Raw genomic sequence first — 20,982 nt, 5'->3', positions numbered from 1 at the left:
GCTTAACCCTCCTTGACCAGGCCGAGATCGGTCAGCACGTTGCGGGTCGCGCTGTAGTAACGCACGTAGCCGGTGCAGCGGCAGATGTGGTGACCGAGGCTGTCCTCGATGACTTTTTCCAGCTGACTTTTAACGATCGGCTGACGCTGGAGTTTTTCCACCAACACCGTCGCCGCATTCACAAACCCCGGCGCGCAGTAGCTGCACTGGAAGGCGAATTCATCGACGAAACGCTGCTGGATCGGGTTCAGCTCGGTGACCTTGCCCTGCTCATCGCGGGTCGCGTGACCTTCGATGGTCCGCACTTTTTTGCCTTCGAAGTAATGCGCGCCGGTGATGCAGGTGCGCACTTCTTCGCTGGTGCCGTCCGGGTTGTCGACGATCACCACGCAGGCATGGCAGATGCCCTGGCCGCAGCCCAGACGCGAACCGGTGAGGTTTTTGTATTCGTGCAAGTAGTCGATCATCGGCAGGTCATCAGGGATGTCCACCGGGCCGACGGATTGACCGTTGAGGGTCAGTTGAAACGGACGGTTAGCCATTGAGGGCCTCCTTGATGCGCGCAGAAGTGATAGGCAGGTCGCGGACACGTTTGCCGATGGCGTGAGCCACGGCGTTACCGATGGCGCCGACGATCGGGATCATCACCACTTCGGCAATGCCCTTGGACGGGTCGCTCGGCGACAGCGGCGGCAGGATCTCCGCCGTCTGGTTCCAGACCGCAACGTGCCGGGCCATTGGCAGGCGGTAACGGTTGAAGTTCCAGTCACCCTCCCCCGGCCCGCCTTCGTACAGCGGCATCTCTTCCATCAATGCATGGCCGATGCCCATGGCGATCCCGCCTTCGAGCTGCCCCCTGACCAGTTCTTCCACCAGCACCCGACCGCACTCGACCCACGAGTGATGGTTGAGCACTTGCACTTCGGCCGAACCCTTGTTCACTTTCAATTCCACCAGCGTCGCGACCGGACTGTAGTAAGTCACCGCCGCGTTGTTCAACTGGGTGTCCGGGTAGTGCACGTTCTGGCGATCCAGCAGATGGAAACCGTTGCTGGTCATCTGTGCTTTCTTCGCGTTCGGTGCCCCGTCGCCGTACTTCACGGCTAGACCGTCGAGCGGCAGGCGTTCACGGACGCCGTCGATGCTGAAATCGGACTCGGCCCAGCTCCAGCGGTTGAAGCCGTGCACGGTCGCGCCGGTCACCAAGCCTTTTTCGTGGGCGTGTTTCGCCAGTTGCTCAAAGCTCAGCGGCTGCATGCCGTTGGCAGTGAGTTTGCCGTCGACCCAATGCGCATCTTCGCGGCGCACCACGTACGGGTTGGCTTGGCCGCCGTATGGGCCTTGGCCCCAGATCTGCAGCGCCGCCGGCCACAAACCGTGGTTGAACAGCACGCGGGACGCTTCACGGGTAGCGTGGCTGAAGTAGTACGCGGAGTTAGTCGCCGAGGAGGCCGACGCAAGTTTGCCAACCCAGCGTGGGTTACGCAGAAAACCGTCCTGTTCAGCCTGGCTCATGATGTACGGGTTGCCGCCGCTGATCAGCTGCAACTCTTTCCATTCGGTTTCGCCGGTCTTCACTTCCGTGGCCGGGATGCCGATGAAATCCACCACCACCAAGGCTTGCGAGGTGGACATGCCGGTGCCGATTTCGATACCGATGTGGCGCAGGGTCACGTGCCCTTCAGCCGTGAATTCGATGCTGGCCATCGGCGCTTCGGAACCGGTGCCGAAGTCTTTCTGGCAGATGGCGAAACCGACGCCGTACCAGTTGTCCGGGTCGGCGGCTTCGCGCTTCATCTTGATCAGATCGCGGTTTTTCCAGACTTCGTGGGCAGCAGCCTTGTCGAGAATTTCATGCAGGCGCAAGGCACCCGCAGGCACTGCGCCCTGGGTGTTTTTCATGCCCGAGAGCATGGCGTTTTTCTTGCGCAGATCGATGGCGTCGATGCCGAGGCGACCGGCAATTTCGTCGACCATCATCTCGGTCGACGCCATGCTTTGCAGGGTTCCGTAACCGCGCATCGAGCCCGCTTCAACACCGCGAGAATGGTAGGCCGTGACCTGCAAATCGTTCTGCGGCATGTAATAGATCGACTGCGCTGCCGTGGCGCCAACCGCCGCCACCGAAGGGCTGTAGTTGATCCGCCCGCCGCCATCGACGTTCATCTCGGCGCGGAAAATCTTGAAGCTGTGATCGGTCTTGTCCACGGCCAATTGGTAGCGGATGTCGAACGGGTGACGCTTGATCCCGCTCTGGAACTGCTCGTAGCGGTCGTTCGCCAGACGCACCGGCACACCAGCACCGTACAACGCGGCGAGGGCTGCGTAGTAGACGAAGATGTTATGGTCCTTGGAACCGTAACCGACGGTGTAACCGGGGTGCATGTTCAGATTCGCCAGGCCGAAGCGCGACGGGGCAATCATCTTCGCGGTTTCGGTTGCAGCCTCCAGCGGGCACTGGGTGGCGACGACAAAGTGCAGGGTCTTGGTCGCCGGGTCGTACCAGCCGTTGCCGTTGTCCGGCTCCATCGCGGCCGGTTCAATCGACGGGGTTTTGTAGCGCTCGTCGAACACCAGCCAGTTGTCTGGCGGCGATTCGATCTGCTGTTTCATCCGGTCGGCGTAGAACAAACCGCGCTCGGTCAGGTTGCCGTGCAGGTCCGGCTGGGAATTCCACACCGGACGACGGTTTTTCAGCATCGGGAACAGGATCGAATCCTTGAGGCTGGCGAATTCATCTTCGTCCGCCGAGGTCGCGCCGCCAACGCGTACGTAGCGGAAGCTGCCGTAGGGATCACAGTCGTAGAACGGCACCTGGGCGCCGTAGCGGATGGCTTTGTCATTGAACTTGAGTTTGGCCTTGGCCTGGCGGAAACGCTCGAAGTCGTTCCAGATCAGGATCGCCACCGGGTGACCGATGAACATCGGCACCTTGCCTTCCGGCAGCAGCGGATCGGGCGCGTGATCTTCCGGGAAGACGATGCCGTCCTTGTCCAGGTCGGCGGCGGTGACGATGCGGTCGGGCTGCAAATCGGCGCCGAGCCACGACAGGTCGTAACCCGCGTAGATGCGGTCGGCCTTGGTGATTTTCAGCAACATGGCGTGGCCCTGCTGCTGCGGCCAGCCCGGCATGTCCTTGGCACGAATGTCGCGGGCAAAGACTTTGCTGCCGCAGACCTTGGACAAGGCATCGTTACGCGAGCGCGCCTTGCCGTTGTTGCCGAGCCATTGCTCGGACGGCACGGTTACGCTGTTTTCCATCAAGGCAGCCAGCGCCTGGGTGCTGAGCGGTGTAAGCGTCACGCTCACACCCGCCACCAGCCCGCCCTGAAGGAACGAGCGCCGGGAAATATCACGGTTGGACATGGATCATCCTCTGGGCGGTTATGGGTCCGCCCTTCTGGTTATGTTCTGGGAATCTCGAGTCTTGCAGAAGCGCTTTTGGACAAAGCAAAAGGCTGTATTTGACAGTGCAAAGCTGACCGAAAGGTTAACTTTATAGGTTTCTGCGCTGGCGGCAAACAACCTGTTACAAAAAACTGACCAAAGAATCAAAAAATCAATGCGACGTGGCACCGCATGAGGTCGCCGTACAAACCGACACCCCTATGTGGGAGCGAGCCTGCTCGCGAAGGCGTAGTGTCAGTCAGCGCATTTTTTGCCTGATACACCGCATTCGCGAGCAGGCTCGCTCCCACATGGGGATTTGTGTCGGATCCAGAATCAGGCAGAAGGAGCAGAGGGGAAAAGCCAAATCGCAGACACAAAAAACCCCGGTCTTTCGACCAGGGTCTTTGCTATCGACTCGAATAAGGCGCTGGCATTACCAGCAGCTTTCTTCGTAGCTCCAAGGCGTTCAGTGGGCCTTGAGGCAGATATGGCGCAGCGGACGGGACTCGAACCCGCGACCCCCGGCGTGACAGGCCGGTATTCTAACCGACTGAACTACCGCTGCGTATCGCTTTGGACTTTCGCCCAAGTAACTCGTCTGACTGAAAGCTTCGAGGCTTTTCAATCTCGAAGAAGGTAAAAACCTGCTTCGGTAATATGGCGCAGCGGACGGGACTCGAACCCGCGACCCCCGGCGTGACAGGCCGGTATTCTAACCGACTGAACTACCGCTGCGCGTCGGTGGAGGCTTTTAAAAGCTTCCATCTTGCTTTCGCAAGACTCTCGGAAGTGGTGGGTGATGACGGGATCGAACCGCCGACATTCTGCTTGTAAGGCAGACGCTCTCCCAGCTGAGCTAATCACCCGTTTGCATCTCCGAGGCCGCGAAATTTACGCAGGTAGCGAACCTAAGTCAATAGCAGGATTGAAGTTTTTTCAAAAACAGTTTTTAGCGGCAAGTCTCAAGCTGCAAGCAAAAGCATAAACATCCAAAGCAGACACACCGCGATCTAGCTTCAACTTGCAGCTCGACGCTTGCAGCTGGCTCTCACTGCTCGTAAATCATCTTCTTGGTCATGCCGCCATCGACCACGAATTCCTGGCCAGTGACGAAACCGGCGTTCCTGGACAGCAACCAAGCCACCATCGCCGCCACATCCTCGACCGTCCCTACCCTGCCCGCCGGATGCTGGGCATGGTCGGCATCGGTCAGCGGTTCGGCACGCCGTACTGACGGGTCCCGTGCATCAATCCAGCCCGGACTGACCGCATTGACGCGGATTTCCGGCCCCAGACTGATCGCCAACGCGTGAGTCAGGGCCAACAGGCCACCCTTGCTCGCCGCATAAGCCTCTGTGTCAGGTTCCGACTGCCCGGCACGGGTCGAGGCCAGGTTGACGATTGCGCCGTTGTGAGCACGCAGGTACGGCGCACAGTGCTTGGCCAGCAACATCGGCCCACTGAGATTCACTGCCAACACACGATTCCAGTAGGCCAGATCAAGGCTTTCCAGGGTGATGTTGTGCGGATCGGCGACTGCCGCATTGCACACCAACGCATCCAGACGCCCGAACTGCCCCAGCACCTCGGCGACGCCCAGCGCCACCTGCCCTTCGTTCGAGACGTCCATGGCGATGAACCAGGCATTGTCGCCCAGCACCTTCGCCACTTTCGAACCCCGCACGCGGTCCAGGTCCGTCAACACCACCTGCCAGCCTTCGCTGATTAGCCAGGCCGCGATGCCCAGGCCGATACCGCGCGCGGCACCGGTGACCAGCGCAACGCGGCCATGGGTGCCCGTAGCCGGCGTGGCCAACTCGATCACAAGGCAGCCAACCCGCGCGCCAGATCGGCTTGCAGGTCTGCTACGTCTTCCAGGCCGACCGCAACACGAATCAGGCTGTCACGGATGCCCGCGGCTTCACGTTCTTGCGGCGCCAGACGGCCGTGAGAGGTAGTGCTCGGGTGAGTGATGGTGGTCTTGGTGTCGCCGAGGTTGGCGGTGATGGAAATCAGTCGGGTTGCGTCGATAAAGCGCCAGGCGCCCTCTTTGCCGCCCTTGACTTCAAAACTTACGACCGCACCGAAGCCTTTCTGCTGACGCTGGGCCAGTTCGTGCTGCGGATGGCTCTTGAGGCCGGCGTAGTGGACTTTCTCGATGCCGTCCTGCTGTTCCAGCCATTCGGCCAGTTGCTGAGCGTTGGCGCAGTGCGCCTTCATGCGCAGGTTCAGGGTTTCGAGGCCCTTGAGGAAGATCCAGGCATTGAATGGGCTCAGGGTCGGCCCGGCGGTGCGCAGGAAACCGACGACTTCTTTCATCTGTTCGCTGCGACCAGCCACGACGCCACCCATGCAACGGCCCTGGCCGTCGATGAACTTGGTCGCCGAGTGCACGACGATGTCGGCGCCCAGTTTCAGCGGCTGTTGCAAGGCAGGCGTGCAGAAGCAGTTGTCGACCACCAGCATCGCACCTTTGGCGTGAGCGATTTTCGACAGTTCGGCGATATCCACCAACTCGGCCAGTGGGTTGGACGGCGATTCGACGAACAGCAATTTGGTGTTGACCTTGATCGCAGCATCCCAGCCGGACAGGTCCGCCAGAGGTACGTAGTCGACTTCGACGCCAAAACGCTTGAAGTACTTCTCGAACAGACTGATGGTCGAGCCGAACACGCTGCGCGAAACCAGCACGTGGTCACCGGCGCTGCACAGGCTCATCACCACCGCCATGATCGCGGCCATGCCAGTGGCAGTGGCCACCGCTTGCTCGGCGCTTTCCAGCGCGGCGATACGTTCTTCGAACGCACGCACGGTCGGGTTGGTGTAGCGCGAGTAAACGTTGCCCGGCACTTCACCGGAGAAGCGTGCCGCCGCGTCGGCAGCGGTACGGAACACGTAGCTGGAAGTGAAGAACATCGGATCACCGTGTTCGCCTTCCGGCGTACGGTGTTGACCGGCGCGTACGGCCAGGGTATCGAACGCTACGCCATCGAGGTCGCTGTCCAGCCGACCGGCATCCCAATCCTGACTCATGCTGTCACTCCTTGCCTTGCTCTTTTAGTAGATACAAAACCGGCCCCTCAGGGCCGGTAGTTACTCAGTTGTTATACAGATCAATGATCGCACTGACTGCCTGTGTCTTGACCTTGGAGGCATCGTTGCGCGCCTGCTCGATCTTGTTCAGGTAAGCCTCGTCGACGTCGCCGGTGACGTACTTGCCGTCAAACACCGCGCAATCGAAGTTCTCGATCTTGATCTTGCCGCCACCGACCGCTTCGATCAAATCAGGCAAGTCCTGATAGATCAACCAGTCGGCGCCGATCAGATCAGCCACGTCTTGGGTCGAACGGTTGTGGGCGATCAGTTCGTGAGCACTTGGCATGTCGATGCCGTAGACGTTCGGGTAGCGAACGGCTGGCGCTGCGGAGCAGAAGTAGACGTTTTTCGCGCCAGCTTCACGGGCCATCTGGATGATCTGCTTGCACGTGGTGCCGCGAACGATCGAGTCGTCCACCAGCATCACGTTCTTGCCGCGGAATTCCAGTTCGATGGCATTGAGCTTCTGGCGTACGGATTTTTTCCGCGCAGCCTGGCCCGGCATGATGAAGGTCCGGCCGATGTAGCGGTTCTTCACGAAGCCTTCGCGGAACTTGACGCCCAAGTGGTTCGCTAGCTCCAGGGCCGCGGTGCGGCTGGTGTCCGGAATCGGGATGACCACGTCGATGTCGTGCTCTGGACGCTCGCGCAGGATCTTCTCGGCGAGTTTCTCACCCATGCGCAGACGGGCCTTGTAGACCGAAACGCCATCGATGATCGAGTCCGGACGCGCCAGGTAGACGTGTTCGAAGATGCACGGGGTCAGGGACGGGTTGGTCGCGCACTGACGGGTGTGCAGCTTGCCGTCTTCAGTGATGTAGACCGCTTCGCCCGGTGCCAGGTCGCGAATCAGGGTGAAACCGAGCACGTCCAGGGACACGCTTTCGGAGGCGATCATGTACTCGACGCCTTCGTCGGTGTGACGCTGGCCGAAGACGATCGGACGGATGCCGTGCGGGTCGCGGAAACCAACGATGCCGTAACCGGTCACCATCGCCACGACCGCGTAACCACCGACGCAACGGTTGTGCACGTCAGTCACGGCAGCGAATACGTCTTCTTCGGTTGGCTGCAACTTGCCGCGCTGGGCCAGCTCGTGAGCGAACACGTTGAGCAGTACTTCCGAATCGGAGTTGGTGTTGACGTGGCGCAGGTCAGATTCGTAAATCTCCTTGGCCAATTGTTCAACGTTGGTCAGGTTACCGTTGTGCGCCAACGTGATGCCGTAAGGCGAGTTGACGTAAAACGGTTGAGCTTCAGCCGAAGTCGAGCTGCCTGCGGTCGGATAACGCACATGGCCAATGCCCATGTGGCCGACCAGGCGCTGCATGTGACGCTGATGGAACACGTCACGCACCAGGCCATTGTCCTTGCGCAGGAATAACCGGCCATCATGGCTGGTCACGATACCGGCAGCGTCCTGGCCGCGGTGCTGGAGCACGGTTAGCGCGTCATACAGCGCCTGATTGACGTTCGACTTACCGACGATACCGACGATGCCACACATGCGACGCAACCCCTACTTAATGGATCTGAACTGAACACAACTCACTGAGGCGTTTTGGCCGTCGGAAAGAGGTGTTCCTTGAACGGTAATTCAGCGGGTACGCTGATACCGCTGGCAAGCCACTGACTGCTCCACCCAAGAATCAGGTTTTTGGACCAGTCTGCGACCAATAAAAATTTTGGCACGAGCTGTGATTCTTTCCACCAGCCGTCCTGCTGTACCGGCCCCAGGCTCAACAGCCCGACCGCCACGACCACCAGCAACACGCCACGCGCGGCGCCGAAGGCCATGCCGAGGAATCGATCGGTCCCGGATAGCCCGGTAACGCGAACCAACTCGCCGATAAGATAATTGATCATTGCGCCTACGATTAACGTGGCGACAAACATGATGGCGCAGCCCGTGATCACACGAGCCGAAGGCGTTTCGATGTACCCGCCGAGGTACTCGGACAATGAACCACCGAACATCCAGGCGACGACTCCTGCGATGATCCAGGTCACCAGCGATAATGCTTCTTTGACGAAGCCGCGGCTCAAACTGATCAATGCGGAGATGGCGACGATTGCAACGATCGCCCAGTCAACCAAGGTAAATGGCACAGTGCAGCCTACAGACAGATAAGGCGGCGCATTTTAGCAGAGCCCATGCTTATCGGTAAGCTGCGATTGTCAGTGCATTTCAAATCGGGTGGATAGTTTTAACCGCGCTCAGGCTGGAAACGTACGACAAAACCTTTCAGGTTCTGCTGGCGACCCAGCAAGTCACGCAGGCGATCGGCTTCTGCACGCTCGATCAGCGGCCCGACAAACACCCGATTCTTGCCGTCGGCAGTCCGGATGTAGGCGTTATAGCCTTGGCTGCGCAGGGTTTTCTGCAGACTTTCTGCACTGTCGCGGCTTGCCAGACTGGCCAATTGCACCGACCAACTGATCGACAGGCCATTGGCATCAACGCGACTCTGAGTGGTGTCCGGCTTGGCCGGTGCGGCAGCAATCGGCTGGGTCGGTGCCGGTTTCGCAACAGGCGCTGGCGCCGGTGCCACCGGTTTGGCGACTGGCGCCACGGGCACAGCCGGTTTGATCGGCATCGACGGTGCTTGATCATCAGCAATCTCGTCGTCGCTTGGCACCGGCTCCTGAGGCAAGGCTTGCGGTTCAGGCACCACCACCGGCTCGACCTGTACTTGCGCCACCGCAGGGGCTTGCGGCGCAGACGGTGCCTGCACCGTCACTTGTCGCTGTTCGTCCTGACGGGAAAACAGCATCGGCAAGAAAATCACCGCCAGCGCCACCAACACCAGGGCACCGACCATACGCTGTTTGTAAGCCTTATCCAGCAAAGCCATTTGCCGCTTCCTCCGTGGAGCGCCGGGCCAGCCATTCAAGGGCCTCGGCAACACAATAAAATGATCCGAACAACAAAATCTCATCGTCACTCGTCGCCAGCGCGCACTGCCCTTCCAAGGCTGCTGCCACGCTGTCATACGACGCTACCGAAGCGCCAAGGTTCTGTAACGCCGCGTGCAAATCTGCAACCGGACGTGCTCGCGGCGAATCCAGCGGCGCAACAGCCCATGACTGGACACTAGCATTCAATTCGCCGACCACACCATCCAGATCCTTGTCCGCCAGCAATCCGAACACTGCCAGACGCTTGCCGACCGGCGGCCGACTGGCCAGACGCCGGGCCAGATACTCTGCCGCATGCGGGTTATGCCCCACATCCAGTAACAAATTCAGGCGCTTTCCCTGCCAGTTGAATTGCCGACGATCCAGCCGACCGACGATTCGCGTCGCTTTCAGCGCTTCAACAATCTGTGCATCAACCCACGTCAAACCTGACAACAGATAAGCCTGCAATGCCAGCGCAGCGTTTTCCATCGGCAGATCCAGCAACGGCAAATCATGCAGCTCGACGACACGCCCTTGAGCGTCAACGCCACGCCACTGCCAGTTGTGATCGGTGATCCCGAGATCAAAATCGCGCCCACGCAGGAAAAACGGGCAAGCCAGCTCGCGCGCCTTGTCCAGCAGGGGTTGGGGAGGATTCAGATCGCCGCAGAGCGCAGGCGCGCCCTGACGGAAGATGCCAGCCTTCTCGTAGGCCACGGATTCACGGGTATCGCCCAGGTAATCGACGTGATCGACGCCAATACTGGTGACCAGCGCCATGTCCGCGTCGACCACGTTGACCGTGTCCAGACGTCCGCCTAGGCCGACTTCCAGCACCACCGCATCCAGACTGGCCTGTTGAAACAGCCAGAATGCTGCCAGGGTGCCCATTTCGAAGTAGGTCAGGGACGTTTCGGCACGGCCGGCTTCGACCGCCGCAAAGGCATTGCACAGTTCGGCGTCAGTGGCTTCGACGCCATTGACCTGCACCCGCTCGTTGTAACGCAGCAAGTGCGGAGAATTGTAGACACCGACATTCAGGCCTTGCGCCCGCAGCAATGACGCCACAAACGCACACGTCGAGCCTTTGCCGTTAGTGCCGGTGACCGTAATCACCCGAGGCGCCAGCTTGCCCAGTCCCATGCGGGACGCTACCTGTTGCGAGCGCTCCAGGCCCATGTCGATGGCCGAAGGGTGCAACTGCTCAAGGTAGGCGAGCCATTCGCCAAGGGTGCGCTCGGTCATATGTTCGCAGGTACCGGTGGAATCACGATTGGCTCGATTGGCGCAGCGACGAATTTCGGCGTCGGCAGGCCCATCATTTGTGCCAGCAGGTTGCCCAGACGTGGGCGCAGTTCCTGACGGTGAATGATCATGTCGATCGCGCCGTGCTCCAGCAGGAACTCGCTGCGCTGGAAGCCTTCCGGCAGTTTTTCACGCACGGTTTGTTCGATTACGCGCGGACCGGCGAAGCCGATCAGGGCTTTTGGCTCGCCGACGATCACGTCGCCCAGCATCGCCAGACTGGCGGAAACGCCACCGTAGACCGGGTCGGTCAGTACCGAGATAAACGGAATGCCTTCTTCACGCAGACGCGCCAGTACCGCCGAGGTCTTGGCCATTTGCATCAGGGAGATCAGGGCTTCCTGCATCCGCGCACCACCGGAGGCAGCGAAGCAGATCATCGGGCACTTGTTTTCCAGCGCATAGTTGGCGGCGCGAACAAAACGCTCACCAACGATGGCGCCCATCGAACCACCCATGAAGGAGAATTCGAAGGCCGAGACCACCACCGGCATGCCCAGCAAGGTGCCGCTCATGGAGATCAGTGCGTCTTTCTCGCCAGTCGCTTTCTGCGCAGCGGTCAGGCGATCCTTGTACTTCTTGCCGTCGCGGAATTTCAGACGGTCAACCGGCTCCAGCTCAGCGCCCAGTTCGGCACGGCCTTCGGCGTCGAGGAAAATGTCGATACGGGCGCGAGCTCCGATACGCATGTGGTGGTTGCACTTGGGGCAAACGTCCAGGGTCTTTTCCAGCTCCGGACGATACAGCACAGCCTCGCAAGACGGGCATTTGTGCCAAAGACCTTCAGGCACCGAGCTCTTCTTGACCTCGGAACGCATGATCGAAGGGATCAGTTTGTCTACTAACCAGTTGCTCATGCTTTCTTTCTCCAGTACCGGCGGCCCGAACGCTTTGGTTCGCAGCCCCGCGTATGCCCTTGAGCTAAATTCATGTGTGTGGCGATGATTGATGGATTGCCGGGTCAGTGAAACTGACCTTCGTACACCCCAAAAACCCTCAGCCGTGCCTGCTTTCGTGCAAGTGAAGTTATGGACGGCGGCAGTCTGCCAGCCGTCACATCCCGCGTACCGCTTTGATAAATGCCTGAATCTTTGCGTGATCCTTGATGCCCTTGCTCGCCTCCACCCCGCCGCTGACGTCTACGGCATAAGGCCGAACCCGGGCAATCGCCTCGGCGACGTTATCGGGGCTCAGACCGCCCGCCAGGATAATCGGCTTGCTCAAGCCTTGCGGTATCAGTGACCAGTCGAAGGCTTCGCCAGTTCCGCCCGGCACACCTTCAACATAGGCATCGAGCAGAATACCGCTGGCACTTGGGAACGCAGCGCATGCCGCCCCAATGTCATCGCCGGCCTTGACCCGCAGCGCCTTGATGTACGGGCGATTCCAGCTTTCACACTCGGCAGCGTCTTCGTCACCGTGAAACTGCAGCAAGTCCAGCGGCACCGCGTCGAGAATTTCCCCCAACTCGCAGCGACTGGCGTTGACGAACAAACCCACGGTGGTCACGAACGGCGGCAAGGCCTTGATGATCGCCCTCGCCTGCTGAAACGTCACCGCCCGTGGGCTTTTGGCGTAAAACACAAACCCTATGGCATCAGCCCCGGCCTCGACTGCCGCCAACGCATCTTCTATGCGGGTAATCCCGCAAATCTTGCTGCGAACGGCTGACATGTCGATAGAACCCCAAGGCAAATCCGAGAAAGTCCCGGATGGTAACAAATGCGTTCGAGGGCGTCAGCCGTCAAGTTCGGTGAAACCGGTCAGGAAGTGTGGACCGATGTAACGCTCGGGCAGCGGGAACTCGTCGCGGTACTCCACCTGCACCAGATACAGGCCGTACGGGTGCGCCGTAACCCCGCCAGAGCGGCGAATACGACTCTCAAGCACTTCCTTCATCCACTCCACCGGACGCTCGCCGGTACCGATGGTCATCAGCACCCCGGCGATGTTACGCACCATGTGATGCAGGAAGGCGTTGGCGCGGATGTCCAGCACAATCATCTTGCCGTGCCGGGTGACGCGCAGGTGATGCAATTGCTTGATCGGCGACTTGGCCTGGCACTGTCCGGCACGAAATGCGCTGAAATCGTGAGTACCGACCAGATACTGGGCGGCTTCGGCCATGCGCTCGACGTCCAGCGGACGGTGGTTCCAGGTGATTTCTTCGTTCAGGTGCGCCGGGCGAATCTGATCGTTGTAGATCACGTAGCGATAGCGCCGGGCGATGGCTTTAAACCGTGCATGAAAGTGCGCCGGCATGACCTTTGCCCAGCTGACGCTGATGTCGTGGGGCAGATTGATGTTGGCCCCCATGACCCAGGCCTTCAGTGAACGGTCGACCTGGGTATCGAAATGCACCACTTGGCCGCAGGCATGCACGCCCGCGTCGGTGCGACCGGCGCAATGCAGCGACACCGGTGAATCGGCGACTTTGGACAACGCCTTTTCGAGGGTTTCCTGGACGGTCAGCACGCCAGAGGCCTGACGTTGCCAGCCGCGATAACGCGAGCCTTTGTATTCAACGCCCAACGCGATCCGGAAAAAGCCGTCGGCCGCCATTTCGGCGGCCGGATTATCTATATTTGCCAAAGGGTGACAGCCTGCTGATGTACGCAAAGGCTGGCATTATAAGGCTGTCGACCGGGGATGCCAGTTTCAAGATCAAAAGATCGCAGCCTTCGGCAGCTCCTACGGGATGTACATCATTGTTCTGTAGGAGCTGCCGAAGGCTGCGATCTTTTAATCTGGAAAACCCAGAAACAAAAACGGCAGCCTCAATGGGCTGCCGTTTTCGCTTACCGCTGGACTGACTACAAGCTCGAGAGCATATCCTTGGCTTCCCCACGCTGCTTCTCGTCACCCTCGGTCAACACTTCGTTGAGGATGTCGCGCGCGCCGTCGCTGTCGCCCATGTCGATATAGGCCTGAGCCAGATCGAGTTTGGTCGCCGCTTCGTCGGTGCCGGCGAGGAAGTCGAAATCATCTTCGCCCAAATCACCGCCCACCGCCGCATCGGCTTCGGTGAAGGTCGGCTCGGCAATGCTTTGCGACAAACTATCCAGCTCAGCGTTGACGTCATCCAGTTCTGCCGAGAAGGCATTCGGCGCCTCAGGGGTGTCCATTTCGTCAGCCAGGGACAGGTCGAAATCGGCCGGCAGTTCCAGATCGTCCAGCGCCGCCTCGGTCACGGTTGGCACTTCAACGCCCGGCAGGTCTTTTACACCCTCATCCAGGTCCAGCAGGAAGTCGTCATCGGCCAGGGTCGCTGGCGAGGCATCGCCACCGAGGTCCAGGTCGAGATCGAAGTCCGACAGGTCGTCGAGGTTGTCCTTGATGTCCGTCTGCTGTTGCAGCACCGACCCAAAGCTCAGGTCGTCGTCCAGCGGGAATTCGTCCAGCTCCAATGGTGCGTCCAGCTCAGCAGGCGCTTCAGGCTCAACCACGGGCGCAGGTTCTACCGGCGTAATGTTGTCGAGATCGTCCAGGCTCAGGTCAAACGCGCTGTCGAGACCATCGTCCACTGGCGCCGGCGCCGGCGCTTCAGGCTCAACCACCGGTGCAGGCTCTACCGGCGTGATGTTTTCCAGGTCATCCAGGCTCAAGTCGAAAGCGCTGTCGAGATCATCGACAGCCGGCTCTGGAGCCGGCGCTTCAGGCTCGTCCAGCAACAGGTCCTTGACGTACTGAGCGTCCAGCTCGGCAGCGACGGCGGCGGCAGCAATGCCACCGGCAACCACGAGGGCCATGGCCGGGAAGCGGCTTTTCAGCTGTTCGACCTGGGCGAAGTTATCGCCATTGGCCACCAACTTGCGCTCCTGGGCCACGAACGCATCACGATCACCTTGCTGACCATAGACTTCCATCAGCTTCAAACGCAGATCACTGCGCTGTGGCTCAAGGCTCACGCCTTCTTCCAGCAGCGCGGCGGCCTGATTCAAGCGGCCGGCGTTGATGTGCGACTGCGCCTTGTCGAGTACGTCGTCAGAACGCTCTGCGGCCGGAGCCACCAGCGGTGCAGCAATCGGCTCAGCCATTACAATCGGCGCAACCACTGGCGCCACTGCTGGTGCAGGCGCCGGAGTGTTGAGCTTGACGCTCGCCGCTGGGGTTTCCAGACCTTCGAAGCTGCTTTCCGGCAGATCCTGTTCAGCGGAGAACTCTTGCTCTTCAGACAGGGCACGCGCCATGCGCAGATGTTTTTCAGCTTCCTGCTGCGCTTTGCGGCGACGGGCCAGCAACAGCAACAGGAGCAGCAGGACAACGGCACCGCCGCCCACCAGACCCAGCAGAATCGGATTGGTCAGCAATTCGTTGAAGGTTTTTTCGTCGTCAACAACCGGCTTCGGCTCCACAACGGGCTCGACAACCGGTGTCTCAGCCGGCGGCGCAATAGCCGATTCCGGCGTAGGAGACGCAGCAGCCTCTGCCGGCGTGGCTGGCGGGGTGGCGGCGAGTTCCGCGGTGATTGCTGGAACCGCAGCACCGGAGGCATTTGCAGCGGGTGCAGCACCCGAGCCTTCTGCCTGCAGTTTCGCCAGTTGATTGTTCTTCAGCTCGATCAGCTTTTGCAGCTTATCCAGCTGACTTTGCAGATCGGTCATGCGGCTTTTCAGTTCGGCATTGTCACGACGGGTCGTGTCGAGGCTTTCCTGGGTGACCGCCAGTTTGTTGCTCAGATTCTTCGCATCGCCAGCAGCGCCCTTGCGGCCCTTGCCGGATTCGGCAGAGACCAGGGTCAGGTTATCTTTCGCCGGCTGGGTCGGCGCGGCATCCGCACGACCGCGCTTGGTGGCGTCGAGCTGCTGCTGGCCAGTGCCAGGCTTGGCCACATAGCGACGCCCCTGGCGCCATGCGGTGTTCTGCGCGGCGACTTCAGCGATGGCTTTGGGTTGCGCCAGGCTGGTGCTTTGCACCTGATCCGGCATGCGCAAGACCTGGCCGGTCTTCAGCAGGTTGATGTTGCCGTTGATGAACGCATCCGGGTTCAACGCCTGGATGGCCAGCATGGTCTGCTGCACCGAACCGCCATTTCGCGCCTTCGCTGCGATTTCCCACAGGGTATCGCGCGGCGTGGTGGTGTAAGTCGATGGCTTGGTGGCACCGGTGGTTGGCGCGGTAACGGCTTGAGCCGGCGCAGGTTGCGCGGCGGCGTCGGCGGTTTGTGGCGAGAATTTGGACGGATCGAGCAGCACGCTGTAATCGCGCAGCAAGCGACCGTTAGGCCACATCACCTGAACCAGGAATTTCACCATCGGTTCGGAGAGCGGTTTGCTGGACGTCACGCGCAGGATGCTTTTACCGCTGGCGTTGAGCACCGGGGTAAAGGTCAGGTCATTGAGGAATGCCTGGCGATCAACCCCGGCCTTGGCGAAATCGTCGGCCGAGGCCAGGCTCGGCACCACTTCGGCAGCGGTGAGGTCCTTGACGTCGAGCAACTCGATTTCTGCCACCAGGGGCTGGTTCAGCGTCGACTTCAGGGTCAGTTCCCCGAGCCCGAGGGCATGCGCCATACCGGAGGACAGCGCCGAGGCGGCCGCTATTGCTAACACCAGTTTGCGAACTTGAACCATAGCCTCATCCTTTGTTTGAACATTCCTCGGCCAGCGAGAAGGTGTTGAAAGTCGCTGCCGTAAGGCATTGCGCGCGGCGGCGAAGGGTCGTCGCGCGCGATCATTTCTTTGATGCCCTGGAAAGTCCCGTAGGGTGACTCGCCTTCAGCACTCCGGCCAAGCATAGCGCTCAGCTAGAATCATTCGACAAATTGTTGCCAAGTATCTTTTACAGCAGGTCTTTTATCAACAATTCAGCCACCTGCACAGCATTGAGCGCAGCGCCCTTGCGTACGTTATCTGACGTCAGCCACAGATTTAGTTCCGACAGGTCGTCGACACCGTGGCGAACCCGGCCGATGTAGACCACATCCTGCCCTACCGCGTCACCTACCGGCGTCGGGTAATCGCCTGCTTCGACCAGCTCAATGCCTGGCGCGTCTTCCAGTGCAGCGTTCACTTTTGCCAGGTCCACAGCGCTCGCTGACTGCAAGGTCACACTAAAGCTATCGCCAAAAAACACCGGGGCTTGAATGCAAGTCGCGGAAATCTTTAATAAAGGCAGCGCCATCACCTGACGCAGCTCACGTACCAGGCGTTTTTCCAGCAGCGTGTGACCCTGATCATCGGGTTTACCGACTTGGGCCAGCAAATTAAAGGCCATTTGCCGATCAAAGAAAGTCGGCTCCAGCGGACGCACATTGAGCAGTTCGGCGGTTTGCCGGGCCAACTCGGTCACCGCTTCGCGGCCCTGGGCGGAGACGGCCAGGCTGGCGGTCACGTTGACTCGCTGCAGGTCGATCACGCCGAGCAACGGCGCGAGCACCACGGCCAAGGTGGTGGCCGACGGGCTCGGGCTGCTGACCTGGAACGGCTTTTTCAGACCCGCCAACACCTGAGCATTGGCTTCCGGCACCACTTGCGGCGCCTGATCGGCCGGCAACGCGCCGGACAGATCGATTAGCGAGCAACCGGCAGCCGTGGCGCGCGAGGCGAAACTCAGGGTCACCGCCGGGCCGGCAGCGAAGAACACCAACTGAACCTTGCTGAAATCGAACTCATCGACTTCCCGCACGCGTACGTTCTTGCCGCGAAACGGCACCGAATGCCCGGCGGATTCGCTGCTGGCCAGCAGGTGAAGGTTGCCGACCGGGAAGTCTCGCTCTTCAAGAATCTGCACGAGCGTTTCGCCGACAGTACCGGTGGCGCCGATCACGGCAATATCGAAGGACTGGCTCATGGTTCTACCTCAGGCGAAACGGGGGGAGCGGCACTTTACCGGGTGGCTGGCATGCAGGCAATTCGGGCGGAGATTTGTGGTACCAGTTCCGGCCCCTTCGCGAGCAAGCCCGCTCCCACAGGTTAATCGCAATCCCATGTGGGAGCGGGCTTGCTCGCGAAGGCGGCCTCTCTGACTACACAATTTCCATAAAAAAACCCGCACCTCTTTACAAGGCACGGGTTCTTTCACAGCTTCAACCGATCAACGCTCAAGCAGAATCCGCAGCATGCGACGCAGCGGTTCGGCCGCGCCCCACAGCAGCTGGTCGCCGACGGTGAACGCGCCCAGATACTGGGTGCCCATGTTCAGCTTGCGCAGACGGCCAACCGGTACGTTCAGGGTGCCGGTGACTTTCGTCGGGCTCAGTTCCTGAATGCTGGCTTCGCGGCTGTTCGGCACCAGTTTTACCCAAGGGTTGTGCTGGCTGATCAGCCCTTCGATGTCGGCGATCGGCACGTCTTTGTTCAGTTTGATGGTCAGTGCCTGGCTGTGGCAGCGCATGGCGCCGATACGCACGCAGATGCCATCGACCGGAATCGGGCTCTTGAAGCGGCCGAGGATCTTGTTGGTCTCGGCCTGGGCCTTCCACTCTTCGCGGCTCTGACCGTTCGGCAGTTCTTTGTCGATCCACGGGATCAGGCTGCCGGCCAGCGGCACGCCGAAGTTTTCGGTCGGGTACGCGTCGCTGCGCATGGCTTCGGCAACACGGCGGTCGATGTCGAGGATCGCGCTGGCCGGGTCAGCCAGTTGATCGGCGACAGCGGCGTGGGTCGCGCCCATTTGCTTGATCAGTTCACGCATGTTCTGCGCGCCGGCACCGGAGGCCGCCTGATACGTCATGGCGCTCATCCACTCCACCAGCCCGGCTTCAAACAGACCGCCCAGGCCCATCAGCATCAGGCTGACGGTGCAGTTGCCGCCGATGTAGTTCTTGGTGCCCGCGTCGAGCTGCTGGTCGATGACCTTGCGGTTCACCGGGTCCAGCACGATCACCGCGTCATCCTGCATGCGCAGGCTGGAAGCGGCGTCGATCCAGTAACCCTGCCAGCCGGCTTCGCGCAGTTTCGGGAAGACTTCGCTGGTGTAGTCGCCACCCTGGCAGGTCAGAATCACGTCGAGGGTTTTCAGCTCTTCAATGCTGTAAGCGTCCTTGAGCGGAGCAATGTCTTTGCCCACGGACGGGCCTTGGCCACCGACATTGGAAGTGGTGAAAAACACCGGCTCAATAAGATCGAAATCCTGCTCTTCCAGCATCCGCTGCATGAGCACGGAACCGACCATACCGCGCCAACCGATCAGACCTACACGTTTCATCGCAACTACACCTTCTTTAAAAAGTGGGCCGCTGCTTTCGAAGTTGAAAGTGGCAGCGGGCCCGAGAGATTACAGATTCCGCAGCGCGGCGACTACTGCGTCACCCATTTCCTGCGTACCGACTTTAGTGCAACCGGTCGACCAGATGTCGCCGGTGCGCAGGCCCTGGTCCAAAACCAGACTGACGGCCTTCTCGATCGCATCGGCTGCATCCTGCAGATTGAAGCTGTAACGCAGCATCATCGACACCGACAAAATGGTCGCCAACGGGTTGGCAATGCCTTTGCCAGCGATGTCCGGCGCCGAACCGTGGCACGGCTCGTACATGCCTTTGTTGTTGGTGTCCAGGGACGCCGACGGCAGCATGCCGATGGAACCGGTGAGCATCGAGGCCTGGTCGGACAGGATGTCGCCGAACAGGTTGTCGGTAACGATCACGTCGAACTGCTTCGGTGCGCGCACCAGTTGCATGGCGGCGTTGTCGACGTACATGTGGCTCAGTTCGACTTCAGGGTAATCCTTGGCGACTTGCTCGACCACTTCACGCCACAGCTGGCTGGACGCCAGCACGTTGGCCTTGTCCACCGAGCAGAGCTTTTTGCCACGGACCATGGCCATGTCGAAACCGATACGGGCGATGCGGCGGATTTCGCTTTCGCTGTACGGCAGGGTGTCGTAGGCCTGGCGCTCGCCGTTTTCCAGTACACGCACGCCACGTGGCGCGCCGAAGTAGATGCCGCCGGTCAGTTCACGGACGATCAGGATGTCCAGGCCAGCAACGATCTCAGGCTTCAGGCTCGACGCTTCGGCCAGTTGCGGGTACAGGATCGCCGGACGCAGGTTGCCAAACAGGCCCAGCTGCGCACGAATCTTCAGCAGGCCGCGCTCAGGGCGGATGTCACGCTCGATGGTGTCCCATTTCGGGCCGCCCACGGCGCCCAGCAGTACAGCGTCGGCAGCACGGGCGCGAGCCAGGGTTTCATCAGCCAGCGGCACGCCGTGCTTGTCGATCGCTGCGCCGCCGATCACGTCGTGGCTCAGTTCGAAGCCCAGGCTGTACTTGTCGCTTGCCAGCTCCAGCACCTTGACCGCTTCGGCCATGATTTCCGGGCCAATACCGTCACCTGGGAGAATCAGAATCTGCTTGCTCATGCTTTCCTCATGTCATCAGTCGGTGCGCCCGTGGGCGCACCCGGAAAAATTCGTTCAGCCGCTATCGTTCAGAGCTTATCGTTCAGCCATCAGCACCAGTACATCTGTACTGAACGAACCATCGGCCTCAATCTCAAAATACTCGCGCACTTCGTTGCCCATCGACTTCTGCAACTCGAGGATCGCGGCGCGCATCACTTCGGGTGTGCGCATGCGCTCGACCCAGGAGGTGTACTCCAGACGCAGCCGCTGACGCGTGGTGCTACGGGTATGCAACCCCGCCTCGCTGACCTGGCGCAACCACTCGCCCGCCGAATAATCGCGCACATGGCTGGTGTCGCGCAGCACTTCGACGCTTTGCAGGTAGGTGTCGAACAACGGACTGCCCGGCGACAACACGTCGACAAACGCCGCCACGCCGCCTGGTTTCAGCACCCGGCGCACTTCGCGCAGGGCCACGCCGAGATCGCTCCAATGATGCGCCGAATAACGGCTGAAGACGAAATCGAACTCGCCATCGGCGAACGGCAGGCGCTCGGCGGCGCCGTTAACGGTGGTGACATTGCTGAAACCACGATCAATCGCGGCGGCGGCGACCACGTCGAGCATTTGCTGCGACAGGTCGTAGGCCACCACCTCTTTCACCAGCGACGCCACATGGAAACTCACATGACCGGCGCCGCAACCCAAGTCCAGCACGCGGGCATTGCCCTGCCCGGCCAGTTCAGCCTGTAGCAGTGCGAACTCGGTGCCTTGAGCGTGAACGGCGCTGCTCAGATAGGCCGAGGCCTGTTCACCGAATTGCTTTTGTACGACTTGGCTGTGCTGGGCGGTACTGGTCATGGGGACTTCCTTTTGGGGTTAAGCCTTGTGGTGTTTGGGCTGCCGTCTTCGCGAGCAAGCCCGCTCCCACAGTGGTTTTTCGTCGATCACAAAACCACTGTGGGAGCGGGCTTGCTCGAGAAGAGGCCCGCCCTGTCTACATCAATC

Annotated in this window: 16 protein-coding genes and 3 tRNA genes; all 19 read right to left on the bottom strand. The window is 60.3% G+C overall.

The window, feature by feature from the left end; all coding sequences use genetic code 11:
• Positions 1-2 precede the first annotated feature (2 nt).
• Positions 3-542, bottom strand: a complete 540-nt coding sequence (locus tag JFT87_RS14680; RefSeq protein ID WP_123403637.1) for a (2Fe-2S)-binding protein — start codon at positions 540-542, stop codon at positions 3-5.
• Positions 535-3,366, bottom strand: a complete 2,832-nt coding sequence (locus JFT87_RS14675) for a xanthine dehydrogenase family protein molybdopterin-binding subunit (RefSeq protein ID WP_201202297.1) — start codon at positions 3,364-3,366, stop codon at positions 535-537. Before JFT87_RS14675 ends, JFT87_RS14680 begins: the two co-directional genes overlap by 8 nt.
• A 512-nt stretch (positions 3,367-3,878) precedes the next feature.
• A tRNA-Asp gene (locus JFT87_RS14670) sits at positions 3,879-3,955 on the bottom strand.
• A 93-nt stretch (positions 3,956-4,048) separates the two neighbouring features.
• A tRNA-Asp gene (locus JFT87_RS14665) sits at positions 4,049-4,125 on the bottom strand.
• A gap of 55 nt (positions 4,126-4,180) precedes the next feature.
• Positions 4,181-4,256: transfer RNA gene (locus tag JFT87_RS14660), tRNA-Val, on the bottom strand.
• 182 nt (positions 4,257-4,438) lie between these two features.
• Positions 4,439-5,215 (bottom strand): SDR family oxidoreductase, encoded by a 777-nt coding sequence (locus tag JFT87_RS14655; RefSeq protein ID WP_201202295.1) that lies wholly within the window; start codon positions 5,213-5,215, stop codon positions 4,439-4,441.
• On the bottom strand, positions 5,212-6,423 hold the full coding sequence (locus JFT87_RS14650; protein ID WP_201202293.1) for an O-succinylhomoserine sulfhydrylase: 1,212 nt from the start codon (positions 6,421-6,423) through the stop codon (positions 5,212-5,214). Before JFT87_RS14650 ends, JFT87_RS14655 begins: the two co-directional genes overlap by 4 nt.
• 64 nt (positions 6,424-6,487) lie before the next feature.
• The gene (gene purF / locus JFT87_RS14645; protein WP_123425738.1) at positions 6,488-7,993 is read right to left on the bottom strand and encodes an amidophosphoribosyltransferase; all 1,506 of its coding nucleotides are present in this window, start codon (positions 7,991-7,993) and stop codon (positions 6,488-6,490) included.
• A 41-nt stretch (positions 7,994-8,034) separates the two neighbouring features.
• On the bottom strand, positions 8,035-8,595 hold the full coding sequence (locus tag JFT87_RS14640) for a CvpA family protein (protein WP_201202292.1): 561 nt from the start codon (positions 8,593-8,595) through the stop codon (positions 8,035-8,037).
• A gap of 98 nt (positions 8,596-8,693) precedes the next feature.
• Positions 8,694-9,341, bottom strand: coding sequence for an SPOR domain-containing protein (locus JFT87_RS14635; RefSeq protein ID WP_201202291.1), 648 nt, complete (start codon positions 9,339-9,341; stop codon positions 8,694-8,696).
• Positions 9,325-10,632, bottom strand: coding sequence for a bifunctional tetrahydrofolate synthase/dihydrofolate synthase (gene folC / locus JFT87_RS14630; protein ID WP_201202290.1), 1,308 nt, complete (start codon positions 10,630-10,632; stop codon positions 9,325-9,327). The genes JFT87_RS14635 and folC overlap by 17 nt, the downstream gene beginning before the upstream one ends.
• Complete coding sequence (gene accD / locus JFT87_RS14625) at positions 10,629-11,549, bottom strand: acetyl-CoA carboxylase, carboxyltransferase subunit beta (RefSeq protein WP_201202289.1); 921 nt, start codon at positions 11,547-11,549, stop codon at positions 10,629-10,631. The genes folC and accD overlap by 4 nt, the downstream gene beginning before the upstream one ends.
• A gap of 196 nt (positions 11,550-11,745) precedes the next feature.
• Positions 11,746-12,366: a phosphoribosylanthranilate isomerase gene (locus JFT87_RS14620; protein ID WP_201202288.1), complete on the bottom strand. Its 621-nt coding sequence runs from the start codon at positions 12,364-12,366 to the stop codon at positions 11,746-11,748.
• 63 nt (positions 12,367-12,429) lie between these two features.
• Positions 12,430-13,254 carry a tRNA pseudouridine(38-40) synthase TruA gene (truA, locus tag JFT87_RS14615; protein WP_201205198.1) on the bottom strand — a complete coding sequence of 275 codons (825 nt, stop codon included), beginning with the start codon at positions 13,252-13,254 and terminating at the stop codon, positions 12,430-12,432.
• A 251-nt stretch (positions 13,255-13,505) separates the two neighbouring features.
• Positions 13,506-16,265 (bottom strand): FimV family protein, encoded by a 2,760-nt coding sequence (locus JFT87_RS14610; RefSeq protein WP_201202287.1) that lies wholly within the window; start codon positions 16,263-16,265, stop codon positions 13,506-13,508.
• A gap of 208 nt (positions 16,266-16,473) precedes the next feature.
• On the bottom strand, positions 16,474-17,484 hold the full coding sequence (locus JFT87_RS14605; protein WP_201202285.1) for an aspartate-semialdehyde dehydrogenase: 1,011 nt from the start codon (positions 17,482-17,484) through the stop codon (positions 16,474-16,476).
• Positions 17,485-17,727: 243 nt separating this feature from the next.
• Complete coding sequence (gene asd / locus JFT87_RS14600; protein WP_149658895.1) at positions 17,728-18,840, bottom strand: aspartate-semialdehyde dehydrogenase; 1,113 nt, start codon at positions 18,838-18,840, stop codon at positions 17,728-17,730.
• Positions 18,841-18,909: 69 nt separating this feature from the next.
• Positions 18,910-19,992, bottom strand: a complete 1,083-nt coding sequence (leuB, locus tag JFT87_RS14595) for a 3-isopropylmalate dehydrogenase (protein ID WP_201202283.1) — start codon at positions 19,990-19,992, stop codon at positions 18,910-18,912.
• Positions 19,993-20,067: 75 nt separating this feature from the next.
• Positions 20,068-20,835 carry a class I SAM-dependent methyltransferase gene (locus tag JFT87_RS14590; RefSeq protein ID WP_201202281.1) on the bottom strand — a complete coding sequence of 256 codons (768 nt, stop codon included), beginning with the start codon at positions 20,833-20,835 and terminating at the stop codon, positions 20,068-20,070.
• Between the last annotated feature and the right edge of the window lie 147 nt (positions 20,836-20,982).

Source organism: Pseudomonas sp. TH15, assembly GCF_016651105.1.
Classification (GTDB): domain Bacteria; phylum Pseudomonadota; class Gammaproteobacteria; order Pseudomonadales; family Pseudomonadaceae; genus Aquipseudomonas.
The sequence above is the reverse complement of the archived record's forward strand: the minus strand, read 5'-3'. Positions and strand labels throughout refer to the sequence as shown.

Bases quoted from the DNA above. Each gene is read 5' to 3' on its own strand.
- JFT87_RS14680 (WP_123403637.1), bottom strand. From the start codon at position 542: ATGGCTAACCGTCCGTTTCAACTGACCCTCAACGGTCAATCCGTCGGC.
- JFT87_RS14675 (WP_201202297.1), bottom strand. From the start codon at position 3,366: ATGTCCAACCGTGATATTTCCCGGCGCTCGTTCCTTCAGGGCGGGCTG.
- JFT87_RS14650 (WP_201202293.1), bottom strand. From the start codon at position 6,423: ATGAGTCAGGATTGGGATGCCGGTCGGCTGGACAGCGACCTCGATGGC.
- purF (WP_123425738.1), bottom strand. From the start codon at position 7,993: ATGTGTGGCATCGTCGGTATCGTCGGTAAGTCGAACGTCAATCAGGCG.
- JFT87_RS14635 (WP_201202291.1), bottom strand. From the start codon at position 9,341: ATGGCTTTGCTGGATAAGGCTTACAAACAGCGTATGGTCGGTGCCCTG.
- folC (WP_201202290.1), bottom strand. From the start codon at position 10,632: ATGACCGAGCGCACCCTTGGCGAATGGCTCGCCTACCTTGAGCAGTTG.
- accD (WP_201202289.1), bottom strand. From the start codon at position 11,549: ATGAGCAACTGGTTAGTAGACAAACTGATCCCTTCGATCATGCGTTCC.
- JFT87_RS14620 (WP_201202288.1), bottom strand. From the start codon at position 12,366: ATGTCAGCCGTTCGCAGCAAGATTTGCGGGATTACCCGCATAGAAGAT.
- truA (WP_201205198.1), bottom strand. From the start codon at position 13,254: ATGGCGGCCGACGGCTTTTTCCGGATCGCGTTGGGCGTTGAATACAAA.
- JFT87_RS14610 (WP_201202287.1), bottom strand. From the start codon at position 16,265: ATGGTTCAAGTTCGCAAACTGGTGTTAGCAATAGCGGCCGCCTCGGCG.
- JFT87_RS14605 (WP_201202285.1), bottom strand. From the start codon at position 17,484: ATGAGCCAGTCCTTCGATATTGCCGTGATCGGCGCCACCGGTACTGTC.
- asd (WP_149658895.1), bottom strand. From the start codon at position 18,840: ATGAAACGTGTAGGTCTGATCGGTTGGCGCGGTATGGTCGGTTCCGTG.
- leuB (WP_201202283.1), bottom strand. From the start codon at position 19,992: ATGAGCAAGCAGATTCTGATTCTCCCAGGTGACGGTATTGGCCCGGAA.
- JFT87_RS14590 (WP_201202281.1), bottom strand. From the start codon at position 20,835: ATGACCAGTACCGCCCAGCACAGCCAAGTCGTACAAAAGCAATTCGGT.